The sequence below is a fragment of the Bradyrhizobium sp. LjRoot220 genome (assembly GCF_964252915.1).
Classification (GTDB): Bacteria; Pseudomonadota; Alphaproteobacteria; order Rhizobiales; family Xanthobacteraceae; genus Bradyrhizobium.
Map to the genome: position 1 here is coordinate 621,821 of NZ_CAXUPS020000002.1, position 25,663 is coordinate 647,483.

General features: G+C 62.5%; 37 protein-coding genes. 27 read left to right on the forward strand and 10 right to left on the reverse strand.

The annotated features are described in order from the left end of the window. Positions 1-11: 11 nt before the first annotated feature. From ACSQ84_RS11455 to ACSQ84_RS11490, 8 genes are all read right to left on the reverse strand, one after another. Positions 12-1,853 carry an AAA family ATPase gene (locus ACSQ84_RS11455; protein ID WP_436211770.1) on the reverse strand — a complete coding sequence of 614 codons (1,842 nt, stop codon included), beginning with the start codon at positions 1,851-1,853 and terminating at the stop codon, positions 12-14. After that, positions 1,850-2,707 (reverse strand): DUF6551 family protein, encoded by an 858-nt coding sequence (locus ACSQ84_RS11460; RefSeq protein WP_436211771.1) that lies wholly within the window; start codon positions 2,705-2,707, stop codon positions 1,850-1,852. The genes ACSQ84_RS11455 and ACSQ84_RS11460 overlap by 4 nt, the downstream gene beginning before the upstream one ends. Continuing rightward, positions 2,704-3,003: a hypothetical protein gene (locus tag ACSQ84_RS11465; RefSeq protein ID WP_436211772.1), complete on the reverse strand. Its 300-nt coding sequence runs from the start codon at positions 3,001-3,003 to the stop codon at positions 2,704-2,706. Before ACSQ84_RS11465 ends, ACSQ84_RS11460 begins: the two co-directional genes overlap by 4 nt. Continuing rightward, a complete protein-coding gene (locus ACSQ84_RS11470; RefSeq protein WP_436211773.1) occupies positions 2,996-3,652 on the reverse strand; it encodes a hypothetical protein in 657 nt (218 codons plus the stop codon). Before ACSQ84_RS11470 ends, ACSQ84_RS11465 begins: the two co-directional genes overlap by 8 nt. Next, complete coding sequence (locus tag ACSQ84_RS11475) at positions 3,573-4,157, reverse strand: hypothetical protein (RefSeq protein WP_436211774.1); 585 nt, start codon at positions 4,155-4,157, stop codon at positions 3,573-3,575. The genes ACSQ84_RS11470 and ACSQ84_RS11475 overlap by 80 nt, the downstream gene beginning before the upstream one ends. A gap of 24 nt (positions 4,158-4,181) precedes the next feature. Continuing rightward, entirely contained in the window at positions 4,182-4,766 is a 585-nt protein-coding gene (locus tag ACSQ84_RS11480) for a GcrA family cell cycle regulator (protein WP_436211775.1), read from the reverse strand. A gap of 198 nt (positions 4,767-4,964) precedes the next feature. Next, complete coding sequence (locus ACSQ84_RS11485; RefSeq protein ID WP_436211776.1) at positions 4,965-5,408, reverse strand: hypothetical protein; 444 nt, start codon at positions 5,406-5,408, stop codon at positions 4,965-4,967. Then, positions 5,405-5,665, reverse strand: a complete 261-nt coding sequence (locus ACSQ84_RS11490) for a hypothetical protein (protein WP_436211777.1) — start codon at positions 5,663-5,665, stop codon at positions 5,405-5,407. The genes ACSQ84_RS11485 and ACSQ84_RS11490 overlap by 4 nt, the downstream gene beginning before the upstream one ends. Positions 5,666-5,762: 97 nt before the next feature. Here ACSQ84_RS11490 and ACSQ84_RS11495 point away from each other — a divergent pair, with 97 nt between their 5' ends. From ACSQ84_RS11495 to ACSQ84_RS11605, 23 genes are all read left to right on the forward strand, one after another. Next, the gene (locus tag ACSQ84_RS11495) at positions 5,763-6,461 is read left to right on the forward strand and encodes a phage repressor protein (protein ID WP_436211778.1); all 699 of its coding nucleotides are present in this window, start codon (positions 5,763-5,765) and stop codon (positions 6,459-6,461) included. A 32-nt stretch (positions 6,462-6,493) separates the two neighbouring features. Continuing rightward, positions 6,494-6,874, forward strand: a complete 381-nt coding sequence (locus tag ACSQ84_RS11500; RefSeq protein WP_436211779.1) for a hypothetical protein — start codon at positions 6,494-6,496, stop codon at positions 6,872-6,874. Between the two features lie 373 nt (positions 6,875-7,247). After that, on the forward strand, positions 7,248-7,703 hold the full coding sequence (locus tag ACSQ84_RS11505) for a hypothetical protein (protein WP_436211780.1): 456 nt from the start codon (positions 7,248-7,250) through the stop codon (positions 7,701-7,703). Further along, entirely contained in the window at positions 7,703-7,876 is a 174-nt protein-coding gene (locus ACSQ84_RS11510; RefSeq protein ID WP_436211781.1) for a hypothetical protein, read from the forward strand. Before ACSQ84_RS11505 ends, ACSQ84_RS11510 begins: the two co-directional genes overlap by 1 nt. Further along, positions 7,876-8,199, forward strand: coding sequence for a hypothetical protein (locus ACSQ84_RS11515; RefSeq protein WP_436211782.1), 324 nt, complete (start codon positions 7,876-7,878; stop codon positions 8,197-8,199). The genes ACSQ84_RS11510 and ACSQ84_RS11515 overlap by 1 nt, the downstream gene beginning before the upstream one ends. Beyond that, complete coding sequence (locus ACSQ84_RS11520; RefSeq protein WP_436211783.1) at positions 8,196-8,450, forward strand: hypothetical protein; 255 nt, start codon at positions 8,196-8,198, stop codon at positions 8,448-8,450. The genes ACSQ84_RS11515 and ACSQ84_RS11520 overlap by 4 nt, the downstream gene beginning before the upstream one ends. Further along, positions 8,447-8,740 carry a hypothetical protein gene (locus ACSQ84_RS11525; protein ID WP_436211784.1) on the forward strand — a complete coding sequence of 98 codons (294 nt, stop codon included), beginning with the start codon at positions 8,447-8,449 and terminating at the stop codon, positions 8,738-8,740. The genes ACSQ84_RS11520 and ACSQ84_RS11525 overlap by 4 nt, the downstream gene beginning before the upstream one ends. Next, positions 8,737-8,928, forward strand: a complete 192-nt coding sequence (locus ACSQ84_RS11530; protein ID WP_436211785.1) for a hypothetical protein — start codon at positions 8,737-8,739, stop codon at positions 8,926-8,928. Before ACSQ84_RS11525 ends, ACSQ84_RS11530 begins: the two co-directional genes overlap by 4 nt. Further along, the gene (locus tag ACSQ84_RS11535; protein WP_436211786.1) at positions 8,928-9,251 is read left to right on the forward strand and encodes a hypothetical protein; all 324 of its coding nucleotides are present in this window, start codon (positions 8,928-8,930) and stop codon (positions 9,249-9,251) included. Before ACSQ84_RS11530 ends, ACSQ84_RS11535 begins: the two co-directional genes overlap by 1 nt. Beyond that, positions 9,248-9,658: a hypothetical protein gene (locus ACSQ84_RS11540; protein ID WP_436211787.1), complete on the forward strand. Its 411-nt coding sequence runs from the start codon at positions 9,248-9,250 to the stop codon at positions 9,656-9,658. The genes ACSQ84_RS11535 and ACSQ84_RS11540 overlap by 4 nt, the downstream gene beginning before the upstream one ends. 3 nt (positions 9,659-9,661) lie before the next feature. Continuing rightward, complete coding sequence (locus tag ACSQ84_RS11545) at positions 9,662-10,612, forward strand: YqaJ viral recombinase family protein (RefSeq protein ID WP_436211788.1); 951 nt, start codon at positions 9,662-9,664, stop codon at positions 10,610-10,612. Next, a complete protein-coding gene (locus ACSQ84_RS11550; protein ID WP_436211789.1) occupies positions 10,612-11,385 on the forward strand; it encodes a hypothetical protein in 774 nt (257 codons plus the stop codon). Before ACSQ84_RS11545 ends, ACSQ84_RS11550 begins: the two co-directional genes overlap by 1 nt. Before the next feature lie 14 nt (positions 11,386-11,399). Then, positions 11,400-12,683 carry a hypothetical protein gene (locus ACSQ84_RS11555; RefSeq protein ID WP_436211790.1) on the forward strand — a complete coding sequence of 428 codons (1,284 nt, stop codon included), beginning with the start codon at positions 11,400-11,402 and terminating at the stop codon, positions 12,681-12,683. Further along, positions 12,680-13,102, forward strand: coding sequence for a hypothetical protein (locus ACSQ84_RS11560; RefSeq protein WP_436211791.1), 423 nt, complete (start codon positions 12,680-12,682; stop codon positions 13,100-13,102). The genes ACSQ84_RS11555 and ACSQ84_RS11560 overlap by 4 nt, the downstream gene beginning before the upstream one ends. Beyond that, positions 13,099-13,482: a hypothetical protein gene (locus ACSQ84_RS11565; protein ID WP_436211792.1), complete on the forward strand. Its 384-nt coding sequence runs from the start codon at positions 13,099-13,101 to the stop codon at positions 13,480-13,482. Before ACSQ84_RS11560 ends, ACSQ84_RS11565 begins: the two co-directional genes overlap by 4 nt. Beyond that, entirely contained in the window at positions 13,473-13,682 is a 210-nt protein-coding gene (locus ACSQ84_RS11570) for a hypothetical protein (protein ID WP_436211793.1), read from the forward strand. The genes ACSQ84_RS11565 and ACSQ84_RS11570 overlap by 10 nt, the downstream gene beginning before the upstream one ends. Further along, positions 13,679-13,897: a hypothetical protein gene (locus ACSQ84_RS11575; RefSeq protein WP_436211794.1), complete on the forward strand. Its 219-nt coding sequence runs from the start codon at positions 13,679-13,681 to the stop codon at positions 13,895-13,897. The genes ACSQ84_RS11570 and ACSQ84_RS11575 overlap by 4 nt, the downstream gene beginning before the upstream one ends. Beyond that, positions 13,894-15,642 (forward strand): helicase HerA domain-containing protein, encoded by a 1,749-nt coding sequence (locus ACSQ84_RS11580; protein ID WP_436211795.1) that lies wholly within the window; start codon positions 13,894-13,896, stop codon positions 15,640-15,642. The genes ACSQ84_RS11575 and ACSQ84_RS11580 overlap by 4 nt, the downstream gene beginning before the upstream one ends. Further along, positions 15,639-17,246 carry a DNA cytosine methyltransferase gene (locus ACSQ84_RS11585; RefSeq protein WP_436211796.1) on the forward strand — a complete coding sequence of 536 codons (1,608 nt, stop codon included), beginning with the start codon at positions 15,639-15,641 and terminating at the stop codon, positions 17,244-17,246. The genes ACSQ84_RS11580 and ACSQ84_RS11585 overlap by 4 nt, the downstream gene beginning before the upstream one ends. A gap of 17 nt (positions 17,247-17,263) precedes the next feature. Continuing rightward, positions 17,264-18,760 carry a ParB/RepB/Spo0J family partition protein gene (locus ACSQ84_RS11590; RefSeq protein ID WP_436211797.1) on the forward strand — a complete coding sequence of 499 codons (1,497 nt, stop codon included), beginning with the start codon at positions 17,264-17,266 and terminating at the stop codon, positions 18,758-18,760. Next, complete coding sequence (locus tag ACSQ84_RS11595) at positions 18,760-19,077, forward strand: hypothetical protein (protein ID WP_436211798.1); 318 nt, start codon at positions 18,760-18,762, stop codon at positions 19,075-19,077. The genes ACSQ84_RS11590 and ACSQ84_RS11595 overlap by 1 nt, the downstream gene beginning before the upstream one ends. 9 nt (positions 19,078-19,086) lie before the next feature. Next, the gene (locus tag ACSQ84_RS11600; RefSeq protein ID WP_436211799.1) at positions 19,087-19,443 is read left to right on the forward strand and encodes a hypothetical protein; all 357 of its coding nucleotides are present in this window, start codon (positions 19,087-19,089) and stop codon (positions 19,441-19,443) included. Next, entirely contained in the window at positions 19,440-19,862 is a 423-nt protein-coding gene (locus tag ACSQ84_RS11605; RefSeq protein WP_436211800.1) for a hypothetical protein, read from the forward strand. The genes ACSQ84_RS11600 and ACSQ84_RS11605 overlap by 4 nt, the downstream gene beginning before the upstream one ends. Before the next feature lie 20 nt (positions 19,863-19,882). On the opposite strand, the gene ACSQ84_RS11610 is transcribed toward ACSQ84_RS11605, so the two are convergent. Beyond that, positions 19,883-20,062, reverse strand: coding sequence for a hypothetical protein (locus ACSQ84_RS11610; RefSeq protein WP_436211801.1), 180 nt, complete (start codon positions 20,060-20,062; stop codon positions 19,883-19,885). A gap of 250 nt (positions 20,063-20,312) precedes the next feature. On the opposite strand from ACSQ84_RS11610, the gene ACSQ84_RS11615 reads away from it, so the two are divergent. The 3 genes from ACSQ84_RS11615 to ACSQ84_RS11625 are packed head-to-tail and all read left to right on the forward strand — an operon-like array spanning position 20,313 to position 22,217. Next, positions 20,313-20,609, forward strand: coding sequence for a hypothetical protein (locus ACSQ84_RS11615; protein ID WP_436211802.1), 297 nt, complete (start codon positions 20,313-20,315; stop codon positions 20,607-20,609). Next, complete coding sequence (locus ACSQ84_RS11620) at positions 20,606-20,968, forward strand: hypothetical protein (protein WP_436211803.1); 363 nt, start codon at positions 20,606-20,608, stop codon at positions 20,966-20,968. The genes ACSQ84_RS11615 and ACSQ84_RS11620 overlap by 4 nt, the downstream gene beginning before the upstream one ends. Further along, positions 20,910-22,217 (forward strand): hypothetical protein, encoded by a 1,308-nt coding sequence (locus ACSQ84_RS11625; protein ID WP_436211804.1) that lies wholly within the window; start codon positions 20,910-20,912, stop codon positions 22,215-22,217. The genes ACSQ84_RS11620 and ACSQ84_RS11625 overlap by 59 nt, the downstream gene beginning before the upstream one ends. Before the next feature lie 450 nt (positions 22,218-22,667). Here the strand turns inward: ACSQ84_RS11625 and ACSQ84_RS11630 are convergent, their stop codons facing one another. Further along, positions 22,668-23,843: a glycosyltransferase gene (locus ACSQ84_RS11630; RefSeq protein WP_436211805.1), complete on the reverse strand. Its 1,176-nt coding sequence runs from the start codon at positions 23,841-23,843 to the stop codon at positions 22,668-22,670. 495 nt (positions 23,844-24,338) lie between these two features. Between ACSQ84_RS11630 and ACSQ84_RS11635 the strand changes: the two genes are divergently transcribed. Next, positions 24,339-25,649, forward strand: a complete 1,311-nt coding sequence (locus tag ACSQ84_RS11635; RefSeq protein WP_436211806.1) for an O-antigen ligase family protein — start codon at positions 24,339-24,341, stop codon at positions 25,647-25,649. Positions 25,650-25,663 lie beyond the last annotated feature (14 nt).

A 25,663-nucleotide genomic window follows, 5' to 3' on the forward strand; every position in this document is an offset into this window, starting at 1 on the left:
CATCGGGGACATTATCTTTCCGGGAATTCTTCCTGCATTGGTACCGTGGCGCCGGCGTCCAGATTTCCTGCCGGGAATTGATAGGGCGCATCCACGGTCGCGCGGCCGGTGAGCCAGACATAGGGATTCACCTTGCCGATGATCTTGAGGGCATAGAGTTTGTCTCCAGCCCTCGTCAGGGCCTTCTTGATCGCCTCGGCGTTGTCGTCGGCTGCGATCGCCGCGTAGGCGTCGCGCCAGTGCTTGTATAGAACGACGATTGTGATCGATCGGGGCAGCTTGAGGTTTGCCGGCGGCGGTTCGCCGTGCTGCGCGAGCGCCTCTTTCAGCGCGGTCAGGATGTTCTTTTGCTGGTTCGTCAGCTGGACGGTGCGGTCCTTCGCGGTGCCGGCGACCTTCATCTCGAGCTGGCCGCCCAGCGGCAGGGTGACGCATGACGTGATCGGCTTGCCGTCGACCGGGCGGTGACCGACTTCGACCTGCATCAACTCGAACAGTATCTTGGCGCCGTCTTCCTCGTCCTTCTGCTTGTCGAGGACCGCGGTGCGCAGCTTGGTCTCGGGGTCTTTACTGACGAGGATGACCTGGTCGACGCCGGCATAGACCGAGGTATGACCGCGGAGCTTCGTGCCACCGGCGTTCATGTGGTGGACGAGGCAGACGTGACAGCCTGGCACGGCATCGGCGATCCGGTCGACGTTCGCCATCACGGTGCCCATGTCGCGGCCGGAATTCTCATCGGCCATGCCTTGCGCCTTCTGCAAGGTGTCGATGAACAGCGCCACCACCGGCATCCCGTAGACGCGCTCGATTCCCTGGATCTCCGCGATCAGCTTGGCGGTATCTCCCTCGTGGCTGTGGATATCGACCTTCGACTGCAGGATGTAGACCGGTACCCGCTTGTCCTTCGGAATACCGAAGTGCTGGCGCCACGCGCGGAAACGCTTCTTGATGCCGCGGCCACCTTCGCCGGCCTGATAGATGACGAGGCCGGGGGTGAGGATCTTTCGGCCGAAGAACGACATCGCGGTGGCGATGCACATTGCCATGTGGATGGCGAGAAACGACTTGCCGGACTGCGAGGCACCGCCCAACACGCTTTTGTCGCCGACGGTGATCAGGCCGTCGATGACGTGTGCATGCTCCGGGCCCGGCTCGTCGAGCTGCTCGAAGGCGATGCCACCGAACAGCGATATGAACGGCTCCGGCTCCGGATCATGATCGAACTCGTCTTCGACGTCGCCCTCTCGGTTGGCGAGGCTGCGGATCTGCGTCGCCAATGTTCGGGCCAGGTGCGCGGCGTCCGGCGCCATCGGTGCATCGGCCAAAACCGTGGCGACATACCGGCCCATGGTGTAGCCCTCAAACACCGGCATCAGATGGTCGCCGCCGGCGGCATCCATCAAAGTCTTCATCGAAACGGTTTTTCCGCTCTCGACCTCGGCCGACATTATTGCTTCGAACCACTGCTTATGGATCGGTTCGGCGAAGTGGTCGACGGTGGCTTCTTCCTCGATCGCGGCGCGCAGCTCCGGCTGCATCGCCAGCATGCCGATCAGCGCTCGCTCGCAGTCGTATTCGCGGGGCAGGGGCGGTGTCGCGGCCTCGGTGATGTTCTCCTGCAGCCATATTTCGGCTTGGCCGTTCTGCAGGTTCTTGAAGCGGCGGATCAGGTCGACGTGCGTGCCGCCAGTCTCATCCTCATAGTCGAAGTACCGGCCGGTCGCGACATTGACGGCGATGTCGCCGAATCGCACCTGTCCCTTTTCCGGGTCCATGCCCGATGGCTTGCCGAGTAGCGCGATCGCCACGCGCTCGGTTAGCGCTCCTTCCTTGGTACGCCTGATCGTCACGCCGCCGCCAATGCCTTCTCAAGGTGGGTACTGATGATCTCAACCAGCGGAACCTGCACGCCGACTCGCTCCTGCGAGGCGCGCAGCCGGGCGTCAGAATAGGCCTGATGAAAATCAAACGACTGCATGGCATCGATGAGGGCTTCGCCGGCGCTGCCCCATTCCGGCTCGCCGTCCAGAACCGCACAAAGGGCCTCGACGACGGGCGCCCGCACCATGCCGACATTGCCGTCCCCGGTCTTGGTGATGCACATCAGTGCATTGACGAGGGTTTCGCGGCCGTAGCGGGCGAGCTGCTGCGCCAGCTTTGCGGCCGCCAGCGTCTCGCCGACCTTCATCATAGATGCCGGCACCGGATATCGGCAGATAGATACGCCAGCTTCAACACAGGCGGCGTGCAGCGCGACGGCGGCAGGATCTCCGGCGGCTACGCGGGCGGCGTAAAGTTGCATCGTGGAGATCGCCGTTACCGTGCCGTTGATTGCGGCGAAGGCATTAGCCTGGTCGGCGAGGCCCGCTTTGAGGATCAGGCACGGCACGTCCTTGATGCCGCGGAGTGCTGCCGCCGTCGTACGGTGCTGACCGTCGATCACGGCATAGATGCCGTCCTCGTCCTCGCTTTCGGCAACGACCACCGGGGCAAACTTCGACCAGGAGAACTGTTCGGCGATGGTCAGCACGCTTTTTTCCGAGGCGCGGCCGATGATCTTGCGCTGGTAACGGCTGTCGACACGCAACGATGCGATCGCGATCCAGTAGAGCTTGGGCTTTTCGGACTTGTCGATGTCGGAGAGCGGGCGGCCGGCCAGGCGCTCGCGGAACGACGCTCCTGATATGCGAAGGAGTTCGGTCATAGGACTGCTACCTTGGTCAATGATGCGAGCGACCAGCGGCCGGTTTTCTTGCGCGCGATCAGCGCGCGAACCTGCGGCTCGATCTCGACCATCTGCTTCAACATTTCCAGCGCGTGCTCGACGCAAGCGACGTCGCGCTGCAGGCCTTCGATGACGAGGTCCAGCCCCATCTTCGACAGGCCGATACGACGGGCGATCACCTCGGTCTGAGCGAGATCGAGCTGCAGCTTCGAATGCGCCAGCGACAACGCGACCGCCATCTCGGCAATCGTAGGCGGTTGTGCGATCTCAGCCACGGCGTTGCTCCCCCTGTACGAACAACTGAAAATTCTGGATGGACATGCTGCGGCTGCCGAAATTCGCGCAGGCCCAATCATGTATCGCGAGCGCGTCAGCCCGGTTGTCGTCGTCGCAGTCCGCCGGCATGATCTTGAGCGCGTGACAGCGCGCGACGACCATGGCTTTGGTCTCGTCGCGATCGCCAGTGCGGCCTATGCCGATAAAGTGCTTGCGGGCGGTGGAGTCCGCCACTTCGTCCCACGGGATGCCGAACCGGCCACAAAGCCCCTCGACGATCGCGTGATAACCGGCATGGGCGCGTACGGTGCTTTCGGCGTTGCCCATCGCCATGAACGCCTGCAACGGCAACATTTTTTCCTTTACGACGAGGTCCGGACGATCTCGCGTGAACACGTCGGCCAGGAACGCGATCAGGTTCGCGTACGCCACGTCGATGCTTTCCTTTGGCTTCTTCAGCCACACCGTGCCGGATACAGGCGCATCACCGGGCCGACCTTTGGCGAAGCCCGAGGCAACGCCAAGATCGAGAGTGAAGATCGACCCGGTAATGTGAGACATGCTGGCCTCAGTGCGCGACTTCGAACGTGGGACGAGATGAGCCGAGGGCAGCGCTCGCTTGAACGTCGGCGGCGTCTCCGGGTTCAAGCTTCGAGAAACCCTTCGTTGCCTTGGTCTTCTGACCCTCGGCCCAACCGTCGTTGTGGAAGCGATGGGCTTCGGTGGTGTGGTGGTGAGGGTTGTTGCAGCTCTCGCCGGCGAGGCCCTGGCGCTTGCCTTCGTTGAAGGCCCGCTCCGTCAACGGCGTGCGGTCGTTCGATGGAAAGAGATCTTCCATCGTGCCGATGGGCACCTGCAACCATTTGAGGACACGAATGTCCCGCTCGATGCGCGCCTTGATCGTGGCCTCGCCGTCGGTCGAGGCACCTTCGATCAGAGCCTTGATCTCGGCCATGCCGTCGGCGCCGAGGTCTGCCTTGATTATCTTGCCGTGATCCTGGACGGCTTTGTTCGCCGCCTTCTGCGCAGTGATCAGCCGCGCATATTTTTGCTTGTGTTGTTCGACGAGCGAATATCGCTGGTCGTCGCTCAGGCCTTCCAGTGTCTGCTTCGGCGCCGCTGATGCTGCACCGTCTTTCTTCTTCCGTCCCATGATGGGCTCCTTCGGTGGTGGTGACTAACGCTGGTAGAAATCGTTGGGCCTCGCGCGGTTGAGGCGGGAGTTAAGCTGCTCTGCGCTGCGCCGTGACACCGCGGGCGTGTAGGAGAGCCGGCAGTGCCCTGCGCAATACGGCATGCCAGGTATTGCCACGGCGCCGCAGAACTCGAAGTCTTCGTCGAGTGGATCGCCCTTTGGCCAATGGCAATTGTTTGCGTTGAGAGCGGCGAACTTGATGCCGGTGCCGTCAGGCTTTTCGCCCTTGAGCTTTTCGGGCAGGCCGGGCTCGGCCTCGGCGATCGCCAGCTTCTCGGCGAGGCTGTTGGTCTGGTTGCGGCGCCCGGAGCTTTGCGGTGTCTGCGACAACGACGCGATCTTGCCGGGCTTCGGCTTGGGCGACGGTTGCTCGGCAATCGCAAACTGGCGTTTCGTGGGGTGGTTGCCATTTTCGCGCGGCGGCAGCTTGAGCCGCATCACTTTGCCCAATACCGCGGACCTCGAGACGCCACACGCCAGCTCGTTGGCAATGGCGGCCGCGGTCTCGCCAGCCGCCCACCTTGTTCTCAGGATCGCTATGCGAGCGACGGTCCAAACATCGGTCATCAGTTTCCCCCCTGCCTCTCTTTTCGAATTTCAGCGAGCGTCCTGCCGGTGAGCACCAGCTCGCCGAGGTCGTTCCAAAGCGCCGCGCATGCGGTGTGACGATCCGCAATCCAGCCGCAAGCCTGTGCAAAAAACCGCTTCAACATCGGGACTGCCCGGTACCCGAAACCGCGAACGCGCGGCGACGACTCGTGGTGCTTACTGGTCTTCGTAAAGTTCGCGCTGGGTCCGTAGCTCCTTGAGCCGGGTGGTTCTTCGCGCTTCCGCGCGCATTGCCTTGCGGGAGGCCCGCAGTTCAGCGGCGACCTTGGTGTCCAGCCACCATTCGGCCTGGCTGTCGCCCATCACGGCTTCGAGGATCTGGTATCCCTCGTCGGTGCGCAGCAACGCTGCAGCGTGCTCAACCGACATCCGCGTGGACAGCGCGAGCCAGAACCTGACGGACCGCTCGCTGACACCTGTGAAATGGGCGACGTGCGCGGCCGTCTTCTTCGGCCATAAGTCGCTGATAACTTTCATCAGGCGCTGGAAAAGGAGGAAGGATTCTTCCTTTTTGGTGAAAGGTGCTGCAGCCACCGAATTTGCTTTTGCGGGGCCGGCCGACAATGTTCCCGACATGGAACGTGATCGCATCACCGTCATGGTTCGGCCCTCGCTGGTACAGCGGGGCGGGGCACCTCGACCGGCCAGCTGCTCTGGCCCTCGGCCTCTGCGGGCCAGCGCTCGGAAAACCAAGCCAGGGCATGCTCGAGGCGGCCGGTGTAGAGGTCACCGCCCTCCCTGATGGCATCGAGCCGCTTGCCGTCGTTGAAGATCAACGTGGATACCCGCGAGGGGGAAAGCTCGGTTGCCCGACAATAGGCATCGGCAACGAGGATCAATTGCTGGGTGAGTTTCATGTTGGGGAATATGCGGTTCAATAACCGCATAAGTCAATCTCAAAATGCGGTTGCTGAACCGCTAACCGCCACTGAGGTGTCGCGGTTAGAATACCGCATGGCAAAAGGTCCCAAGAAAACAATCATTTCGCGCATCGATCGGCGACTAAAGGCGCTTGCGCCTCCGGGCAAGAAGAAGCTCAGCGATCGCGCAGCCGCGTTGAAGTCCGGCTTGTCGGCTGACGGAATCAGGACGTTGCGCCGGCAACTCGACAGCGGTCGGCAGATTGGCGTGCGCACCGACACGCTCGAGAAGCTGGCGATCGGCCTTGGCACCACCACCCAATGGCTTTTGAAGGAAGAGGGGCCGGAATTCATCTATGAGCCGGGCCACCTCGAGAGCGGTGACATCCTGCGCGACCACGACGACGCAAAGAAAACCGTTCGCGTCGCTGGCTATGTCGGCGCCAGCGGGGAGGCGGTCTACTATCGCTTCTCCGACGATCAGTTCGAGTACGTAGAACCGCCGCCTGGCGCCACCGACCAGACGGTCGCAGTCGAGGTCCGCGGCGGTAGTCTCGGCGATGCGTTCAAGAGCTGGCTGGTTTTTTATCGCGACATCCGATCGCCGGTCACCGAGGATCTGTACGGCCGGCTTTGCGTCGTTGGTCTCGCCGACGATCGGATCCTGGTGAAGATCATCAAGCACGAGCCCGACGGCAGCTTCACGCTGCTGTCGAATGCGAACATCGAGCCGCCGATCAAGCAAGCGGAGGTCGAGTGGGCATCGCGCGTGACCGATATGAGGCCGCGATGAAGGCACTTTTCGCTGTGCCGCTGCTACTGGCATTGCCGATCGCGGCGGCGAACGCGCAGGGCGACGCGAGCTGTTGTTCTGAGAAGGCCCTTGAGTACCGCAAGATCATGATGCCGGTGCAGCGCGCGCTCGACATGGCATACCGCGCCGGCATTTGTCGCCTTCGCAGCGAACACTACTTCAGGACGCTGTCGGATTCGGCGATGAGATACGCGATGCAGGAATCCAGGCGGATCGGCATCACGAACGCTGAGATGTCGGCCGCCGATGCCGCCGCCAAGGCAATTCTTGCCGACGAAGCCAAGGCCGCAGGCAATGAGGACATCCTGAAATCGTGCCCGCATCTCGCGCGCGATCCTCGCCTTCTGCAGCTTGATCAATTGCGAAGCGAGATTCTTGGCAACTACCACTAACCGCAAGGCCCTGGTTCCGACCCGAATCACCTCGGAGTGAATTCGCCGATTGTCGGCGTCGCTGGTCGCCCACCCGACCCCAAAACCGTCGCCCGACCGTCTTTCGGAGTGAGGTTATTTTTCCTGTTCCGGAGACAAAATGCCTGCCTGGGGCCGCCTCAAGCGGCCCTCTGGCACGCCATTTGCTCCATATAGAATAACTACTCTCTATCACAGGAACGAGGCGGTTATAGAAACCGCCTCTCTGGGATAGGTCTATCTTGGGAAACGTACGCGCGCGACCCCGGCAAAAATAAGCGGTTCAATAACCGCAAAAAGAGTTGACGCGGTTCAATAACCGCATTACCTTCCATGCATCGCCTTGGAGGGTTCGATGCTGGTTCATTTCAAAAAAAGCGCCGCCGCGCCGGTTTTCCCGACCAACCTGACCGCCTTCGTCCGGTCCGACCTCAGCTTCGATATCCCGGCCATCAAGGCCGCCGCCAAGGCCCGGTACGATCTCAAGCTCGATTTCATCAACCGCTACACCGGGGCTCCCAAGCGCTACTGGCAGCGTTCCATCGCTCGTCGCGTCATCCGCGAAACGTGGTTGGAGGCGGGGGCGCAGCGCCACCAAATCGTCTGGTCGCAACTGCCCCGCGAACTGCCGTTCACCGCCACCGAGGCCACACGCCGCGAAATGCTGCGTGCCCGCATGGCCTGCGCGCCGGTCACGTTGCGTGGCAATTTGGACTACCGGACAGCCGCCGCTGAATACGGCGCAATCGGGCACGCCGCCCAGCGCCGCGCGTATCAGGCGATCCTCGACCAGACGCGGGAGACCGCGTGATGGCACCGGGCTTCGCCTGCATCAAGAAAACCTGCCGCTCGCCCGTCGCCTGTGAGGGCTTCGGCTATTGCCGTGAACGCAACTTCGACGGCGCCGGGATGGACGAGAGCCAGGTCCAGCGACGTGGACGCGAGAGCGATTCCGAAACGCTGATTGCGGCGAGGGCCGAGTGATGGGCGAGATCGCTGAAATGATGCTGGAAGGCATTCTCTGCGAGGGGTGCGGCGAACTCTTCGACGACATGGTCGACGGTGCCACTTCACCAGGCCACCCACGCCGTTGCCGGCGGTGCGGCCCAATCAACTTGCAGACCGCGCTCAAGCGGACGCTGACGGGTAACGCACACAAGAACGCTCGCCACAATCGCGAGCGGCACGAGATCGCGCGCCAGCGCAAGCCATTCGAGTGCGGGAAGTGTCATCGGCTGTTTCGCACCGAGGCAGGGCTGAACCAGCACACCCACGACACCCACAACAATCCGGCGAGGGCGTCATGATCGCCGATCTGTACGCCTCTGCTATCGCGAATCCAAAACCGTTCTTCGTCGGCCTCTTTTTCGGCAGCGTCGGCTTTGGTGGCGCGCTCGGCGTCATCGGCTGGTGCATCGGCTACGACGTGGCGATGCGAACGGTCAATTCATGGATGCGACCGAAGAACCGTGACCCGGAAACGTTTGGCGAGGTGCCGACGCTTCCGCCACAGCGAGATCGCCGCCACATCCCCACGACTCCGGGGAGGTTCGTATGACCGAACCCGCCTGCCGCGTCTGCAAATGCACCGAGTTCAACGCCTGCGAGGAAGGTTGCTCGTGGGTCAAGACTGAACCCGGCTCGCCGCCGCTTTGCTCGGCGTGCAGCGGGACGCCGAAAGACGTTGTCGAGGTCTGCCGCCGCGTGCGGTCGACCTTCCGCCGTCTCGGCATCGTCACCGACACGGCCGGCGTGGCGAACGTCGCGCTCGGCGCGCTGCTCAAGCGCGTTGAGGCCCGCGTGAAGGCCGAGGCCAATAATCCTGATCCGTCGTGGGGCGGCCGATGACAGAAATCAGTGAACGTGTCTCGTCGCTCAAGCGAATGGCCGAGCTTCGCTGTGAAGGTTGCCGGTTGAGCTGGCGCCTGGACGGCTGGAAGCACCGGGAGCCTATGCCGATCGAATGTCAGGCCAAGGAAGAACGCCAACAACTGCGCGATATCGCTCGTTCGTTCGAGAAGAAAGGCACGATTTGATGTCGCAGCTCAGCCGCTTCATGTCGACCGCGCGCGCCGTCCTCGACGAACAGGACCGCGCCAAGGTCAATCCGAACCAGCCTGCGTTCTTTGTCCGCACGACCTGGCTGTTCGCCGAACTCGCTGAACTGGCGCAACCCGGCGAAGCCGAGACCTTCAAGGCCATCACCATCGCGCGGCTCGGGGGCGATATCGCCGCCTGTGGCCGGCTGGTCGATCAGGTCCACGCCGCCAGCTCGTCGATGGACGGAGCCATGAGAAACCAGCGCCAGCAACTCTGCGGCTGGATCAAAGACCAGATCAAGCGGGAGGCGGTGCGATGAACGAAACGTCCCTCAACAAGCGCAACGGCTATTCGATGGTGGACGATCTCCAGCCGATCCTCGACGGCAAGCAGCCCGTCCCTAACGCAACGAGCGTCGTGATCGATGCAGGCGCGACGATTTTGCACTATCGCGAAATGCACTGCGGTACCGCGTTGTTTCCTGACGGCAAGAAGCAATGGAGCGCACGGTTCTTCCTCGATTACGGGCAGGGCGGCGGCCTGTACGGCTCCGGCGTCGTGGCGTGGGTTGAGTGGAAAGACGGCGCTTATCGCGCGGTCGCGATGAAGTTTGCGATCTGCGACCACAAGCCCGTCGCCGGTCCCGGCGCCAACCCGTCGCGCGGCTGGCGTCCCGCATCCTGTGAAAAATGCGGACTCGACATGTCCGTCGACAGCGGGGATTGAGCAATGCCGATCGAGCGAATTGCAGTCGACCCCTCGAAAGACCGCGCGACCTGGCTGGCGCTGCGCCAGCAGGACATCACCGCCAGCGACGTGCCGGCGATCTGCGGCGAGGGCATGTTCGGATCGGCCACGAAGGTATGGGCCGAAAAACTCGGCAAGGTCGGTCCGCAGGAAATGACCGAGGCCATGAAACGTGGCCTGTGGGGCGAGGCCGCCGTGTTCGAAGCCATCGGCTGGGAATATCCGGATTGGGAGATCAGACGCGCGAAAATCTATCTGCGCGATACCGAGCTTCGGCTTGGCGCGACGCCGGACGGCGCCGCCATCATCCCAGGCCTCGACGGCGTCACCGTGATCCAGACCAAGGTAATCGCCCGGCCGGTGTTCGACAATTACTGGCGCGCCGATCCTGACGACGAATATAGCCCGATCGTCGCGCCGCTGGCCTATCAGCTGCAGACGCTGACCGAGACCATGCTGGCCGATGCCGCGCGCGCGATGATCGTGGCGCTCGTCGTCGATACCTTCAAGTGGTCGCTGTTCACCGTCTCGCTCGAGCGCAACGCGCCAGCGGAGGCCGTCATCCGCGACCGCGTCGCGTCGTTCCGCAAGAACTATCTCGAAACCGGCATTCAACCGCCAGTCGATCCGGAGCGGGACGAACAAGTTTTGAAACTGCTGTTTCCGCAGGACAACGGAATCGAGATCGACCTGAGCCACGACAACGAACTGCCAGGGCTGGTCGACTCTCTGGTCAACGCCCGCACCGAAAAGAAGATGTGCGAGGACGACGAGAAAACCGCCAAGACGGCCATCGCCGGAAAGATGGGCGAGGCGGCGATCGCGCGCATGGCTGACGGTCGGCGCATCAGCTTCAAGACCCAGCACCGCGGCTCGTACACGGTCGGAGAAACCGACTTCCGCGTGCTTCGAATCTTGAAAGGAAAAGGATGATGGCCGCCACCACAAATCGAGCCGTCGCCAAGACCGACAATTTGCCGCCGCCGCTCATCACCCGCGATCAGCTCGCCGTCGATTACGTCCACTTCTCCAATTCGATTGCAGAACTGGAGGACGCCTGCAAAGAGGCCCCGACCGTTGCCGAGGATGACGAGGATCTGACGACAATAACCCGGCTCGCAACGTCGATCATCGCGTTGCAGAAGAGTATCGAGACTGCGCGCAAGGCAGAGGTTCAGCCATTTCTCGACGGCGAGACCACCGTCAATGACTTCCTCAAGCGCGAATTGCCGAACCGGCTTTCCAAGCTCAAGGCCGCGCTGGAAACAACGACGACGGCATACCAGCGCAAGAAGGCTGCGCGCGAACAGGCTGCGCGCGTAGCCGCCGCCGACGCGGCCAGGAAACTGGTCGAAGAGGCTGCCGCCAAGGTCACCGAAGCGGTCAAGGCTAGCGACGTCAGAGCCGCGACCGTCGCGGTGACCGAGGCAAATTCGCTAACGGCGTTCGCAAACAAGGCCAACGTCGCCGCGGCCGCGCCGGTCAATTCGATGGCGAAGGTATCGACGGACGCCGGCAGCGCGTCGCTGGTCGACAACTGGACATTCGACGACCTGGATATGAACACGGTCGATCTCGAAACGCTGCGCGCGTTCATCCCGCAGACAGCAATCGAGCAAGCAATCCGCGCCTTCATCAAGGCCGGCCGCCGCGAGATCAAGGGCGCTCGCATCTTCAACGACAGCAAGACGCGATTCCGCGCCTGAACAGGAGAACTGCAATGTCAGACACCGACGTGAACGAACGGCGCAACGCGCTTGATCAATTCGCTGCAGCGCCACCGCGCGAGGTTTCATCGCCGTCCGTGATGCCGATGACTTCGACGGCAGATCGCGTATTCGGCGCGCAACAGGTCGCGGTCTATCGAGACGAGGCGCGCATCCTGCAGAAGCTCGCTGCGCTCGGCGCGGCGGCCGGCGATGATTGGTTCTATCGTTTCCCGGTAAAGAAGAAGATCAAGAATCCGGAGACCGGGAAAGACGAGTGGGTGACCGACTACATCGAGGGCGCGTCGATCAAGCTGGCGAACGACGTCGCGCGCATCTACGGCAACTGCGAAGTCGATACCCGCGTAATCGATCTCGGCCCTAGCTGGCTGATCTATGCCAGGTTCACGGACTTCGAGACTGGTTATGCGCTGACCCGCCCGTTCCAGCAGAACAAGGGCGCGTCGAAGATGGGCAGCGACAACGACCGCAAGCTCGATATTGCGTTCCAGATCGGCGTCTCGAAAGCGATCCGTAACGTCGTCAATAATGCGCTGCAGACCTTCTCCGACTACGCGTTCGATTGCGCGCGCAACTCGCTGGTCGACAAGATCGGCAAGAATCTCGTTGGATACCGTGACCGCACCATCCAGGGCATCGCCAACCTCGGCGTCGAACTTTCGCGCGTCGAACTGGCAATGGGTCGTGCAGCGAAGGACTGGCTGGCGCCCGATATTGCCAAGGTAATCGCGATGATGAAGGCCATCGCTGACGGCATGGCCAGCGTTGACGAAACCTTCCCGCCGAAGGGTGTCGCTCATGACCCCGAAACCGGCGAGATCAAAGAGACCAGCACCAATTCTAACACCGCAGCGTCTACCGCCACCGGAGAGAAATCAGGTGACGCTACGGACGGCGGGACCGCCAACCAGCCCAGCGGTCCCGCTACCAATTCGAGTTCGACGCAGCCGACCGGAAAACCTGACACGGAATCCGTTGCGTCGGGCCAGGCCGCTTCCTCCGTTTCCAGTCCTGACCCCTCCAAGGCAGAAGCTGGCGACAAGGGAGCGGCCACGGCCTCCGATAAGGTCGCGGCACCCCCGAAGAACGAGGCTGAGTACGTCACCTATGCGGAGGCGTGGATTATTTCGCTCACCGACGCCGACGAGGGCGACAAACGCTGGAAGGCGGAAAAGAACCTCCGCAACAAGGCGAACGTCGGCGGCGATGCGCGCGAAACCCTGCAAACGAAGCTGGCGGCCAAGGTCGGCGAGATCAGGGACGCTAACCGGTCATGAGTGCAGCAGAACAGGTGATGATCTCTCAACTGCGCGAAACGGTCGCGCTTGAGCACGGCCGCATTCGCCAGATTTTCGACGTGCGGAATTGCCCCGGGCTCATCGTGATCTGCGAGTTGGCCGATGTTGGCGCCGACGGCGACTTCGAGACGATCGAGCAGCGGTACGAGATGCCGGCGACGGGCAGGGTGTTCGACAACCCCGGCGACGCACTGCTCGCGTGGGATGCCGAGCAGCAGGATCACGAGATCGCGGAATGTCTCGGCGAGGCCTTGCTGCGCTACCGCCACGGCCTGTTGCGTCCGCTTTGGGCGGACAGGACGCCGAAAGACAAGGCGCTCTGGATCGCCGCCGCGCGCGGCTTCCGCCGGCTGCTCAACAGCCTCGGCTTCGACGTTGTCCGCATGGAGACGAAATGACGAACCAGGCCGAACGTATCAGGGAACAGCACCGCGGCGCTCGTCGCGCAGAGCCTGCAAGCACCTCGCGCCTTGCCGCGCTGGATACGTTCGGCCTGCGCTATGTGCGCATCGACGACTTCAACGTCATCGTCGATGGAGAATATCTGCTCAACCTCGCCATGAGCTATTGGCGAGCGAACGACGGGAGCGCCCATGGCTATCTCGTCTCGACTTTAGACGCCGAGATCAGGCGTCAAGGAAAGCCTGTCGCCGGTAGGGACAGCGTCGCAGCGGGTGATCGAATTGCATCAACCACGGGACGTGAAGTCGCTGCGGTCGCCGAGTCGGCGGCAGGCCCCCAACATCAGGCGCTGCCGAAGGTGAACCCATGGCCCTGACCGACCAAGGACGCCCGCGCACGTTCCTCTGGATCACACGGAACGGCATCCCGTTCCCGCAGATCGTGTTCGATGATCCTCGCGTCGGCTGCGATGGCATGACGCCCATCCCCGGCACCGAGATCAAGCTTGACCCCTCCGATACGCGCGGACTCGGCAATCTCGCGTTCGATTACCCGGCGCCAAAGGTGACATCATGAGCATGTCATGGGACTCGATGATCGCAGGCGACGATGCCGAGGTCTCGGCCGAGATCGCTGCCGACGCGTCAGCCTATGCCCAGCTTTGCGAGATTGACGACTCGCGCGGCTGTCTCACGATCGAGGAGAAGTACGGCCTCGCTGGCCTGCCGCCGCAACAGGTCACCGAAATACTGGCTGAAATGGCAAAGCCTGATGAAGGCGGTGCCGCGTGAAGCACGCCATCCCCGACGCCGTTCTGCACCAGCACGTTGCCTTCCTCGGCAAGACCGGCAGCGGCAAGACGTCAACCGCAAAGCTGGCCGTTGAACAGATCGTTCGCGGCAACCCTTCGGCCCGTGTCTGCGTCCTCGATCCGATCAAGTCCGATTGGTGGGGGCTGACCTCTAGCGCAGACGGCAAGAAGCCTGGCCTGCCGTTCCATATCCTTGGCGGTCCGCGCGGCCACGTCGCGCTGCACGATTCCGCCGGCAAGGCGATCGGCGAGCTGGTCGCTACCGGTGCGCTGCCCCTGTCGATCATAGACATGGCCGACTTCAATGCCGGCGGCTTGCAGAAGTTCTTCAACGACTTTGCGCCAGCGCTCATGAAGAAGATGCGCGGCGTCGTCTACCTCGTGATCGAGGAAGCCCACGAGTTCGCACCAAAGGAACGCTCCGGTATCGGCGCCGAGAGCATGGCGATCCATTTTGCCAAGAAGCTCGCGACGGCCGGTCGATCCAAGGGCATTCGCATGATGGTGCTGACCCAGCGGACCCAGGCATTGCACAACGCGCTATTGGGCAGCTGCGACACGATGATCGCGCATCGGCTGACGGCGCCAGCAGATCAGGCCCCGGTGCTGAACTGGCTCAAGGCGAACGTGGGTAAGGAGATTTTCGAGAAGGTCTCGTCGTCGATGTCGTCGCTCAAGACGGGATCGGGCTGGATTTGCTCCGGCGAGGCCCAGGTCGCGGATCTGGTGCAGTTCCCGAAGATCGGCACGTACGACAATTCGGCCACTCCGACCGGTGACATGGCGGACCTCGACGTCAAGACGGCGCCGGTCGATCGCGAGAAGCTGCGGTCGATCATCGGTGATGCGGTGGTGCAGGCCGAGGCCGATGATCCGAAGAAGTTGCGGGCTGAGATCGTTCGGCTTCAAGGCGACCTGGCTACCGCATCCGCGATCTCTCCGCCGATGAACCCGGCGCAGTTGGCAGATTCGGAGCGCCGTGGTTTTAAGCGCGGCTTCGATGCGGCGGTCGACCAAGCATCATACCAGTTCGAGGTCATCAAGACCCAGATCGCGCGCGCGACCGCAGAAGCGTCCGAAGTGGTCAACAAGATCGCCGCGCACGAACTAAAATTCACGATCGCTGAAAACAATATCCCGTCGGACTCGCCTACGGACCGTCCGTCCGCTCACGCCCCGATGAGATCGCCAGCCGATGTTGCCCGGTCGGCGCCACGTAAGCCGTCCCCGGAGGCGAGTGGGGACGGCAGCTTGACGAATCCGCAGAAAACGTTGCTGCGGTCACTGGCGTGGTGGAGCGCGATGGGACACGAGACTGTCACTCGCGCCCAGGTCTCGGTCATCGCCGGTTGGTCGCCTTCGTCCAGCAACGTCCGCGACAGGCTGTCGGAAGTATCGAAGCTGGGGTTTGTCGAATATCCCGGCACTGGCATGGTGAGGTTGACGGCGGCCGGCGACGCCGCCGCGCCACGCCCCGACATGTCCGCAACGCTGGTCGACAGCATCCGCGCGATTCTCACGAACCCGCAGCGTACGGTCTTTGACGCGCTGCGCGACAACACCACGGCCACGACCGCGATATCGCGCGACATGCTTTCGCAGGCCTGCGGCTGGTCTCCGGACAGCTCGAACATTCGCGACCGCCTGTCCGAACTCAGCCGCCTCGAACTGGTGATCTACCCGCGAAGCAAGATGGTGCAGCTGCAATCATGGGTGCGGGGATGAACGCGCTCGCCGAGATCATCGACCCAAAGCCGTTACTGACCAAGGCCAAACGAGCCCGCGTTGCGGACCTGTTCTGCGGCGCTGGCTCACTGTCGATGGGCATCAACGACGCTCTGATCGAGCTCGGCTATCAGCCGGAGTTTGTCGCGGTCAATCATTGGGACGTCGCGACGCAGACCTATGCCCGGAACCACCCCGGCGCTTCCGTCCATTGCGTCAATCTCGATGCAGCATTCCCGTCTCGACTCGTGCCGAGCGGCCGCCTGGACCTTCTGACAGCCGGAATCGAATGCACCTATTTCAGTCGCGCGCGGGGCGGCAAGCCGGTCAACGATCAGCAACGCATGTCGGCATGGCACGTCGTTCGCTGGTGCACCGAACTTCGCGTGAAGCGTTTGCTGCTCGAAAACGTGCCCGAGTTCGTCGAATGGGGACCGGTCGACGCCAGGACCGGCCGGCCGATCAAGAGCCGCAAGGGAGAATACTTCCGGGCGTGGATCAGCGCGCTAGAGGCTATCGGCTACCGGGTGGACTGGCGCGTCATCAACTGTGCCGACTTCGGCGATGCGACCACGCGAGAGCGGCTTTTCATCCTCGGGTGGCAGTCCAAGAAGCCACTGCCATGGGCTATCAGGACCCATGCGAAGCGCGGACTCGCTGTCGGAGTTCTGCCATGGCGTCCAGCTCGCGACATCATCGACTGGTCGCTTGCCGGCACTTCGATATTCGACCGCGACCGGCCGCTCGCCCCGAAGACGATCGCGCGGATCGCCGCCGGCGTGGTCAAGTTCAACTGGCCAGAACCCTTCATCGTGGTGTTGCGTCGGCACTGTGACGCGCGAGGCATCGATTTGCCGATTCCTGCAGTGACGGCAGGCGGAACGCATATCGGGCTGGCGCAGCCTGTCGGTGAGACATTCACGTTTCCGCTTCAACAATCAAAAGGACGGAATCGAGGCCACCGGCCGGTGTCGGACCCCACTGGTACAATCACGGCGACAAGCGCTGACATCGGGTTGGTTCAGCCATTCATGCTCGGCCAGCACAGCAACGCGGCGCCTCGCGAGGTCGACGAACCGGCGCCGACCGTCTGCACCATCAGCAGGATCAGCGTTATAGAGCCGTTCGTTCTGTCCCAGGCGTCAGGTGGCTCGCCACGATCGACGGATGATCCGATGCCAACGGCACCGACTGGCGGTGCCCATTCCCTGATCGCGCCATACTACGGCAGCGGCTCCGGCAACACCTGTTCGTCGGTCCGCGAACCTCTCCCGACCGTCACCACAAATGATCGCTTCGGCCTCGTCATACCCGTCACCCACGACGACAGCAGCAACCGTGCCCGGCAACTGACTGAGCCATTGCCGACGCTGACGACCGCGAACCGCGGCGAGCTGGCATTGGTTGCAGAGGGGCGGGAATACGACATCCTGTTTCGAATGTTGCAGCCGCACGAGCTGGCCGCAGCCATGAGCATTTCGACGCCAGAGCGTCCCTACCATTTCGTCGGCAACAAGACCGAGGTCGTGCGCCAGATCGGCCAAGCCGTACCGCGACGAACAGGCGCAGCGCTGGCGCGCGCGCTGATGGAAGCCACGCTTTGACACAACAGGAGTGAAAGATGCAGCCGCAAATTCAAGTACCGCTTTCGCAGTTGAAGATTGATCCCGCCAACGTCCGCAAGGACAGCGACCTGAAACCCTCGTTCCTCGCCAGCATCTCGGAGAAGGGCGTCATCCAGCCTCTAACGGTGCGCAAGAACGGCGACGGCTATCTTGTCACCGATGGCGGGAAGCGCCTCGCCGCCCTGCAGGCCATATCGAAGCGCGGCAAGAACGGTGGCGACCCTATGGTGGCCGTCGTCGTTCGCGACGACACCGACATCGAGGCCGCCGATACCAGCCTGACGACGAACTACATCCGCGACGACATGCACCCGGCAGACGAGTACGAGGCGTTTGCAACGCTTAAGGCCGGCGGAATGTCTCGTGAGGATATCCGAAAACGGTATGGCCTCTCGAACAAGGAAGTGGACCAGGTCCTCGAACTCGGCGCGCTTTCGCCGAACGTGCGTCTGGCGTGGAAAGAGGATCGATTGCGCGAGGATGCCGCCCAGGCCTTCACGCTCGAGCCTGACCACGCACGGCAAGATGCAATCCTCAAAAAACTCGGCAAATGGCCGAACCGCTATCAGGTGCGCACCGCCATCCTTGGCGAGGATCGCGAACACGGCAAGCTGATGGTGTTCGTCACGCCCAAGGCTTACGAAGACGCGGGCGGCAAGATCATCAAGGATCTGTTTGCCCAGAACCACGAGGCGGCTTCGCACGTCAGCGACCCCGCGTTGCTGATGCGGCTGGCGGAAGATAAAGTCAAAGCCGAGCGCGACAAGCTGCTCGCAGATGGATGGTCGTTTGCCGAGTACGACGTCAGCAACCAGCGTTATCAGCTGGATCGCCTCGATCGCGGCAGCTACAAGCCCAAGGCCGTCGATAAGGCGAGGTCCGGGTGCCTACTGCATCTCAATCACGACGGTGAGCTGGTCACCGAGAAATGGTTCGTCAAAACCAAGGAGGCAACGTCGGCCGCCAAGGCGAAGACGACCAAGGCCGACGCCGCGACCACGAAGTCCCCGACCACGCTTTCCAACGCCTTGAAGCAACGCTTGAACGCGCAACTTCTGAAGGCGACGCAACAGGCATTGCTTGAGGACACCAAGGACAGCGGGCTCGATGAAGCGCTGGCCAAGATCGTGGCCGCGCAGATCACACCTGACAGGGCGGGCTATATGCCGCGTCAGGTGACCGACGGCCTTGCCGCCGTCCGAGCCAATCTGACGCCCAAGATCATCTTGGCGGCGGTCGTCAAGAACTTCGACGCCAAGAACTATTTCAGCGGTGCGCCGAAGAACATCGTCATCGCGGCGATCAAAGAGGCCGCCTTCAACGACACTCAGTTCAAACCGGCTGGAAAGACCAAGGCCGACATCTGGAAATTCGCCGTGGCCAACGTCACCAAGACCGGATGGCTTCCGAAGGAACTGCGCGGCCCGTACTACACCGGTCCGGCGAAGGCTGTGGCGGCGCCTGCCAAGGCCGCGAAGAAGGGCAAGAAGTAATGCCGCGCGGCCGCCCTCGCAGACTGATTACCCCCGACGAGGCCTTCGCCGTTCTCTTGGTAAAGGCGATGGCCGGCGAGCGCTGCCCGAAGTCCGGCAGCGACGGCCTCACCAGCCAGGTCACGGGCGATCTGGCGCGCGCCGGAAGGATCAGGATCGACGTCTACCCGCACAACTGGCGCGTGGTGACGATCGCGGAAGGCCCGCACAAAGGAAAAGCCACAGCGCCACCGCCGAATGCGAAGTGGAAACCCTACCTGACGATCGAGAAGGGGTCGCCGACCAAGCCGCAATACACGGCACGCATCTCGCCATAGGAGAGGACATTGAACGACACCGCAATCGAACAACTCGCAACACCTATCGCTGACGACGGCTGGGAATGGTGCTTCCTCGAGATCATGGGCCATCGCTCGCATTGGGGCCGCTCGCGCCAGGAAGAGCGCTTTGGCGCGAAGATGATCCGGATCGACGTGCCGACCGATGGCGATCCGGCCAAGGGTTGGACGACGCATTATTACGGCGGTGCGTCCATCTTCTCATATTCGCTGACCACCGAAGCCATGGTGATGAAGAAGAACACGCCGTGGGCGCCGCCGGCTCGGATCGCGCTGCCGGCGCCGGCGCCCGGAGATGACGACGTCCCTTTTGATGATGACGGCGAACACGACGAGGATTCATGAGCTATTCGCCCGAACGCCTACTGGCTCGCGCCGGCTTCTTCGACAAGCTTCTCGGTCTCTGGCGCGGCAACCCGGAATACGCCGAGACGCTCCGCATGGAGGCGTGGGCACTCCGGACGGCCGCGGCGATCGCCGGTGCCGGCAAATGGCTCCCGCCGATCGCGACCGCTCCGCGCGACGGATCTGAAGTCCTGCTGGTTAGCATCCAGCCGCAGCAAGACGGGACGACCTACATCAATATTTGCAACGCGTCATGGTCGACGGATGGTGAATTGTTCGTTCTCGGCCCGAAAGGTTCGGAGATGAACAACGTCGGCCACGCCTGCGCTACGCACTGGCTGCCGATGGAGTGGCTGACGACATCTCCGCTGTCGGAGGGGCAGCTATCTGACTGTCAGCGGCCGGAGGGCGAGCGATGAGACCAGCAATCCGCCCATCTTCAGGGCAGCTGAGCCATGATCTCGTCGATGGAGCTTTTGACCTTGAGGGTTTGGGTTCCGTTACTGAAATGGATGGTCGTGCCTCCGTCGTCTGTTGGCTGATAGTAGTTCACCTGGGCACCGTTAACATAATAATTCTGTTTGCCGGTTGGGCTGCTGACTTTGACCAATTTGCTCAAGGTAACGCTCCTTTTCTAAAGCGCTCAACCTATGCACGAAGTGGTTGTTCGGCAAGGGCGCTTGCTCGACAATCGAAGCAGCTAATCAAGTCTAAGCGGCCTGCCGCATGAATCGGCTCTCGACATATCCGCGCCAAGAGCGCCGCTTCTACTGTCAGAAGTGCGGCTGCTACGTCATCCGGCCGGACAGTGACCGCTTCGACGACTCGATCTGCCTGAACTGCTGGTTTGGACCGGCACGGGGCAGCCAATGATGTCGCCCGCCGACATCAAGCTTTGCGTCCACGAGCTGAAGGAGGCCATCAAGGCCAGCACCGACGGCACGATCACGATCAACATGGGCACCCAGCACGCCAAGATGTTCATCGACTTCCTGCAGCACATGGACCCGGACATGCCTCCGGCGCCGCTCTGCAAAGCATTAGGGCCGCTGCTCGGAGACCACCTGCTGAATGCCAAGCTGGGGCGACTAGACGATATCGCCGACAAGCTCGGTCCGCTTGTGATGTTGCTGTCCACGGCGATCGCGCAGCAGGAGCGGCGATGAAGCGGCGCGACGACCATATGCCGCTCTATCCCGACGAGGAGACCATCGCCCGCGAGGTGATGGGGCCGAAGCGCGCCAAGGACTGGCCTGCCAAGGCGAAGTATCTTGAGGACAAGCAGGGACTTCCCCGCGTCGACGAGCTTATGGGCGGCAGGTTCTGGCCCGCCGTGGTGCAATTTTTCCGTGAACGGCACGGCCTCAAACTGCGGGATCAGCTTGACGAGCCTCAGGTCACCAGTCCTTCATTGTCCCCCAGCATCAGGGTCGTCCCCTTCAAGGCGGACGGCAAGGAACAGTACGATGGCGCGGAAGCATCTGCCGCTAATGATCGGCGGCCTCGAGGTCGAGGTCACCGGTAGGGGCTTCCGGATCATCACCCGCGACGACGGCGGGCGCGAGGCGTGGTGGTATGCTGCGAAGCGCGCCGCCAAACGCGGCTATCATCCGAAGACGATGCGCCTTTACGGCGATCTGGAGTCCCTTCGTGACGTCGAAGCCATGTTCGGCCGCTGCAACACCCTCTGGGCCGAGATGCAGGATTGGATCGAAAGCGGCGAGGTCGACAACCGTCCGATCTATGACGGCACGGTCGGATCGCTGCTGAACTGCTACTTCAAGGACCCAAAATCTCCCTATCACGACAACCGCTACAACACCCAGCGCGGCTATTCGTCGTGGGGCGCTGCGCTCAAGCGCGTTGCCGGCGCGCGCCGGATCTCGGCACTCGTCGGAAACGATCTTCGCGAATGGCATCGCAACGTACGGAAGCCGCGGCAAGGCCGGCCGCCGCGCGAGCGGCTTGCCAAGGCCATCATCCAGATGATGCGCATCGCGCTGGTCTACGGCAAAGGGGCTGGCCTCGACGACTGCGCCAAGCTCTATGCCATGATCGAGGACATGGAGTTCCGGAGCGAGAACGACGAGAAGCGAATTGGCCAGCCGAAGAAGAAAAAGAAGGTGGCCATGAACTACGCCCAGGCCGAGGCGATCGTTCGTACTGGGCTGGCGCGCGGAACCCGTCGCGGCCGCTCGGTCGCGCTCGCGACGGCTGCCCAATTCGAGTTCACCGTCAGCCAAATCGACGCCATCGGCTATTGGATGCCGGCCCAGCATATCCCGGTCGAGGCGGGGATGATCCTCCGGGGCGGCAAGCTCTGGCGGCCAGGTCTGCGGTTCGAGGACTTTGCAGAGGGGCTGCTGGACCTGTCCCGGCTCAAGACCGGTCGGTCGGCCATCTTCGACGTGAACGAATACCCCTTGTTCCAGCTCGCCCTGTCCGCGGTGCCGGAGGCCGAGCGAACTGGCCCGCTAGTGACGGACACGGACGGCGACCCGATTCGGTACCGGGTGTTCTATGGGATGTACCGGGATGTCGCCGAAGAGGCTGGGGTGCCTGCCGAGGTGTGGAGTTCCCGGGCCAGGCACGGCGGCGGCACCGAGGCGCGCGCGTCCGGCGCGCCGATCGACGATATCGCCGATCATATGCAGAAGAGCGACATTGAGGGGACCCGGCGGGACTACATCGTCGGGAACGTCGAGACCACGAGGCGAGTGGCCCGCAAAAGGGTGGCCTCCCGGCCGAAAGCCACGGGCACCCTTGGAAATTGATTACGGACCCCAGCAATATCAAAGGGGAGGAGGAGACTGTAAATCAGCCGTCTTATGACTTCGAAGGTTCGAGTCCTTCTTCCCCCACCAGCCTTCGCTCGCTCCGCGAGCTACGGCCAGGCAAGCCCTATCGTAGCAAAGGCTGCCTCGCCGAAGCCCCCTTGGGCGAAGGCGGGCTGTTGGCTTCCGCTTCGTTCCAATCAAGCCATTGAATTAAAATAATAATTTCGTTGCGCCCCTCACGGATGGGCGGTCGGCTCCGCGCGGAGCCCACCGGAATTTAGCTTCTCGCCGATGGCCTGCCTTCCGCCTGCTCAAAACCACGTCGCGAGCTGCCCTGTGAGCCCTCTGGTCAGCGCTTTCGTCGGGATGCGGGGTGCCCCACCACGCTTACGGGAGGTTGTCCACGGCCCGCGCACCGCCGGGAATTGCGGAGCGGGGGCACTTCGATCAATTCGAGGTCGATGACGACCGTTGTTGGGCCGGCGACGGAGGCACGCCCAGCAGTTTTGTGAATCGATCGGCGATCGCAACCTGGTTGAACTCCCGCGATTGGAAATGCCGGGAGGCGGCCTGCTTGTGCGCCGCCAGGAGGCTCGGGCGTTCCAGATACCTGACGATTGCATCCGTCAGTTCTCGTCGCATGTCGGCGTCCGTCGTTGCCGACAGGATTTGCCCCGTCACGCCATCCTCGACGGCCTCGCGGCAACCGGGATGGCCGGACACGATGGACGCCAGACCGGTTGCCGCAGCCTCGATCAGGATGCGGGGGATTCCCTCGCCATACCTCGTCGGCAAACATGCGACGTCGCACTGGCGCAGCAGGTTCGGCATATCCTTGACGTGGCCGAGAAAGCGGATCTCCGGCATTTGCTCCAGCTCCTTGTGCGCAATCGCATCGGGATCATGGTCGTCCGGGACCCCGGCGACGATGAACTCCACGTCGGAACGATGGGCGAGGTCGCGCGCCGCCATCAGAAAGGTGCTCAAGCCTTTCGCCTTCAGGAGCCGGGACGCAAACAGGATTTTTGTCGGGGGACCGCTTCGTGGCTGCTCCGGCGGATGAAACAGATCGGGGTCGACGCCGGCGCCGTCGATGAGCGACGAATTCTTGTCGTTGGCGATGCCCTTTTCCGCCCAGAAGTTGCAATCGTGTCTGGTTTCGAAAGTGAAATGCACGCAGTCGCGGCGTCCCAGAAACCGGAATGCCGAAAGCGTCAGCGCGCTTGCGACCAGATAACGCCGTTCGCCGCGCGCCTTTGGCCGGGACATCATCCGGCCCAAACCCGGCAACGTGATCAGGACCCGCTCCGGGAAGGCGTGGAGCAAGCGGGAGATGATCGACACGAATCCGGAAAAAATTGCGGGCTTGAGCGTTACAAGATGCACCGCGTGTGGCTTGAACGAGCGGACCGTCCGGGCCGTCCGGATCATCAACGCCGCATCGCCAAACGGATCGAACCTGAAACGCTCGATCGGTACGTGGATGTACTTCCAGCCCTCAATGCGGCTTTCGGGAATTTGATTGCCGCCGGCAATAACCGTCACGTCGACACCGAGGGACGCCAGATGGGTGACGACGGAGAGGCGGTGCCGAAGGAAGTAGGCGCCATCGTTGCAGATCACGAGGACCCGATATCCGGAGCCGTCGCTTTGGGGGCCCTCGGGTTCGACCGTCAGGTTTATTTGACGCTCGGAATTCCGTCCGCCCATTTGCTCACTCTGGATATTCAATTTGCCGTTCTAGGCCTTCTTTGCGAAGGGTGGACGCTTCCCGAACAAACCGCTACCCAAATATCGCGTTCACCGGAAAAATGACGCTCGGCCTGGTTGATGACGCGGTACGAACGAGTTCTGGGCTTGTTTGCAAGAGCTTATTTTATGGCCAATTCTCGCATGCGGTTGTTATGATGGAGGAACACAATCGGCCGAGGGAGATGCTGCCGGCCGGCCATGCGGGAATGGCGGCTGGACCGCCGTGCATCACCCAAATCCGCTGCCATGGCAAAGGAATTCGTTCGGGCGGCCAGGGGAACTTCGAGTTGTCGCTTCGACGATTGTCCCGGTCGGGTGAAATCAGGTCAGGCGAAATGGCGTCTCCCGCCCGCCCAGCGGTCGAGCATGGCCGACGCTGCGCATAGCACGCCGGGCGTTTCCAGGCTGTCCGCGGTGATTGCCGCCTGGAACAGTCCGCGAGGGCGGATTCTCTGTACCGATCTGCTCGCGGTTCTCGCGGCAATGGCCTTGCCCTGGTCGACGTCGGGGGTCGGGATCCTGATGGGGCTTTGGCTGCTGTCGCTGATCCCGCAGTTCACGATGGGCGAAATCCGTGCGTTCCTGCGCCTGCTCGCAACGCCGATCTGTCTGTTGCCGCTGGCCATCGTCACACTGGCGGGGCTCGGGACCCTGTGGGCGGATGTGCCGTGGCCAGAGCGGCTTGCCGGCATCAGCCCGGTCGCGAAGCTGCTTGCGTTGCCGTTTCTGCTGCATCATTTCGAACGCTCGCAGCGCGGCGCGTGGGTGTTCGTCGGCTTTCTGATCTCCTGCGCGCTTCTGATGGGCCTGTCCTGGATCGTGTTGTTCGTCCCGGATCTGGCGTTGGCGGCGGGCAGGAATCCCGGCGTGCCGGTCAAGAACTATATCGACCAGAGCCAGGAATTCGCCTTGTGCATGGTGGCGCTGATGCCGTTCGTCATCATGCTGTACCAGCGGCAGCGCTACGCCGCCGCCACGGCCTGCGCCGCCCTGGTGGTCGGCTTCTTCGCCAATATGGCCTTTGTGGTGTTGGCGCGCGCGGCGCTGGTCTACGTCCCGGCGCTGCTGCTGGTGTTCGCCTTCCTGCACCTCGGGCGCCGCGCAACCGCGCTGCTGTTCGCGGGCGTTGTGGTGATGGCAGCCACGCTGTGGTTCACGTCGCCGTATTTGCGGAACCGGATCACGGCCTTCTCGGTCGAGTACCAAGACTATCAGCAGAACATTCCAGCTTCGACCGGCAGGCGGCTCGAATACTGGCAAAAGTCGCTGGGGTTCTTTGCGGAGGCGCCGCTGTTCGGCCACGGAACCGGCTCGATCCGGCAGTTGTTCGAGCGCGCCGCGATTGGGCAGACCGGGCTTGCGGCCGAAATCACCAAAAACCCGCACAACCAGACGCTCAGCGTCGCCGTCCAATGGGGCATGATCGGGATCGTGACGCTGTATGCGATGTGGCTGGCCCATCTGCTGCTGTTCCGCGGCCATGGCCTCGCCAACTGGATCGGGCTGCTGGTGGTCGTCCAAAACCTGGTGAGTTCGCTGTTCAATGCTCACCTGTTCGATTTTGTCGAGGGGTGGCTGTACGTGCTGGGTGTCGGCGTTGCCGGTGGCATGCATCTTGGGGCAAGACGGCGCGGAGAAACGCCGGGCTTACCGGCCGGTGGCCCGCCGGCAGCTTGAATCGCCGCGAACGG

What these genes read in the sequence shown, in the direction of transcription:
- ACSQ84_RS11570 (WP_436211793.1), top strand. Translation starts at nt 13,473, where the DNA reads ATGGCCCTGACCGACCAAGGACGCCCGCGCACGTTCCTCTGGATCACA.
- ACSQ84_RS11510 (WP_436211781.1), top strand. Translation starts at nt 7,703, where the DNA reads ATGGCACCGGGCTTCGCCTGCATCAAGAAAACCTGCCGCTCGCCCGTC.
- ACSQ84_RS11575 (WP_436211794.1), top strand. Translation starts at nt 13,679, where the DNA reads ATGAGCATGTCATGGGACTCGATGATCGCAGGCGACGATGCCGAGGTC.
- ACSQ84_RS11475 (WP_436211774.1), bottom strand. Translation starts at nt 4,157, where the DNA reads ATGGGACGGAAGAAGAAAGACGGTGCAGCATCAGCGGCGCCGAAGCAG.
- ACSQ84_RS11545 (WP_436211788.1), top strand. Translation starts at nt 9,662, where the DNA reads ATGCCGATCGAGCGAATTGCAGTCGACCCCTCGAAAGACCGCGCGACC.
- ACSQ84_RS11585 (WP_436211796.1), top strand. Translation starts at nt 15,639, where the DNA reads ATGAACGCGCTCGCCGAGATCATCGACCCAAAGCCGTTACTGACCAAG.
- ACSQ84_RS11490 (WP_436211777.1), bottom strand. Translation starts at nt 5,665, where the DNA reads ATGAAACTCACCCAGCAATTGATCCTCGTTGCCGATGCCTATTGTCGG.
- ACSQ84_RS11480 (WP_436211775.1), bottom strand. Translation starts at nt 4,766, where the DNA reads ATGACCGATGTTTGGACCGTCGCTCGCATAGCGATCCTGAGAACAAGG.
- ACSQ84_RS11620 (WP_436211803.1), top strand. Translation starts at nt 20,606, where the DNA reads ATGAAGCGGCGCGACGACCATATGCCGCTCTATCCCGACGAGGAGACC.
- ACSQ84_RS11590 (WP_436211797.1), top strand. Translation starts at nt 17,264, where the DNA reads ATGCAGCCGCAAATTCAAGTACCGCTTTCGCAGTTGAAGATTGATCCC.
- ACSQ84_RS11460 (WP_436211771.1), bottom strand. Translation starts at nt 2,707, where the DNA reads ATGACCGAACTCCTTCGCATATCAGGAGCGTCGTTCCGCGAGCGCCTG.
- ACSQ84_RS11485 (WP_436211776.1), bottom strand. Translation starts at nt 5,408, where the DNA reads ATGACGGTGATGCGATCACGTTCCATGTCGGGAACATTGTCGGCCGGC.
- ACSQ84_RS11565 (WP_436211792.1), top strand. Translation starts at nt 13,099, where the DNA reads ATGACGAACCAGGCCGAACGTATCAGGGAACAGCACCGCGGCGCTCGT.
- ACSQ84_RS11605 (WP_436211800.1), top strand. Translation starts at nt 19,440, where the DNA reads ATGAGCTATTCGCCCGAACGCCTACTGGCTCGCGCCGGCTTCTTCGAC.
- ACSQ84_RS11555 (WP_436211790.1), top strand. Translation starts at nt 11,400, where the DNA reads ATGTCAGACACCGACGTGAACGAACGGCGCAACGCGCTTGATCAATTC.
- ACSQ84_RS11540 (WP_436211787.1), top strand. Translation starts at nt 9,248, where the DNA reads ATGAACGAAACGTCCCTCAACAAGCGCAACGGCTATTCGATGGTGGAC.
- ACSQ84_RS11535 (WP_436211786.1), top strand. Translation starts at nt 8,928, where the DNA reads ATGTCGCAGCTCAGCCGCTTCATGTCGACCGCGCGCGCCGTCCTCGAC.
- ACSQ84_RS11635 (WP_436211806.1), top strand. Translation starts at nt 24,339, where the DNA reads ATGGCCGACGCTGCGCATAGCACGCCGGGCGTTTCCAGGCTGTCCGCG.
- ACSQ84_RS11625 (WP_436211804.1), top strand. Translation starts at nt 20,910, where the DNA reads ATGGCGCGGAAGCATCTGCCGCTAATGATCGGCGGCCTCGAGGTCGAG.
- ACSQ84_RS11595 (WP_436211798.1), top strand. Translation starts at nt 18,760, where the DNA reads ATGCCGCGCGGCCGCCCTCGCAGACTGATTACCCCCGACGAGGCCTTC.
- ACSQ84_RS11615 (WP_436211802.1), top strand. Translation starts at nt 20,313, where the DNA reads ATGATGTCGCCCGCCGACATCAAGCTTTGCGTCCACGAGCTGAAGGAG.
- ACSQ84_RS11505 (WP_436211780.1), top strand. Translation starts at nt 7,248, where the DNA reads ATGCTGGTTCATTTCAAAAAAAGCGCCGCCGCGCCGGTTTTCCCGACC.
- ACSQ84_RS11550 (WP_436211789.1), top strand. Translation starts at nt 10,612, where the DNA reads ATGGCCGCCACCACAAATCGAGCCGTCGCCAAGACCGACAATTTGCCG.
- ACSQ84_RS11520 (WP_436211783.1), top strand. Translation starts at nt 8,196, where the DNA reads ATGATCGCCGATCTGTACGCCTCTGCTATCGCGAATCCAAAACCGTTC.
- ACSQ84_RS11530 (WP_436211785.1), top strand. Translation starts at nt 8,737, where the DNA reads ATGACAGAAATCAGTGAACGTGTCTCGTCGCTCAAGCGAATGGCCGAG.
- ACSQ84_RS11495 (WP_436211778.1), top strand. Translation starts at nt 5,763, where the DNA reads ATGGCAAAAGGTCCCAAGAAAACAATCATTTCGCGCATCGATCGGCGA.
- ACSQ84_RS11525 (WP_436211784.1), top strand. Translation starts at nt 8,447, where the DNA reads ATGACCGAACCCGCCTGCCGCGTCTGCAAATGCACCGAGTTCAACGCC.
- ACSQ84_RS11560 (WP_436211791.1), top strand. Translation starts at nt 12,680, where the DNA reads ATGAGTGCAGCAGAACAGGTGATGATCTCTCAACTGCGCGAAACGGTC.
- ACSQ84_RS11515 (WP_436211782.1), top strand. Translation starts at nt 7,876, where the DNA reads ATGGGCGAGATCGCTGAAATGATGCTGGAAGGCATTCTCTGCGAGGGG.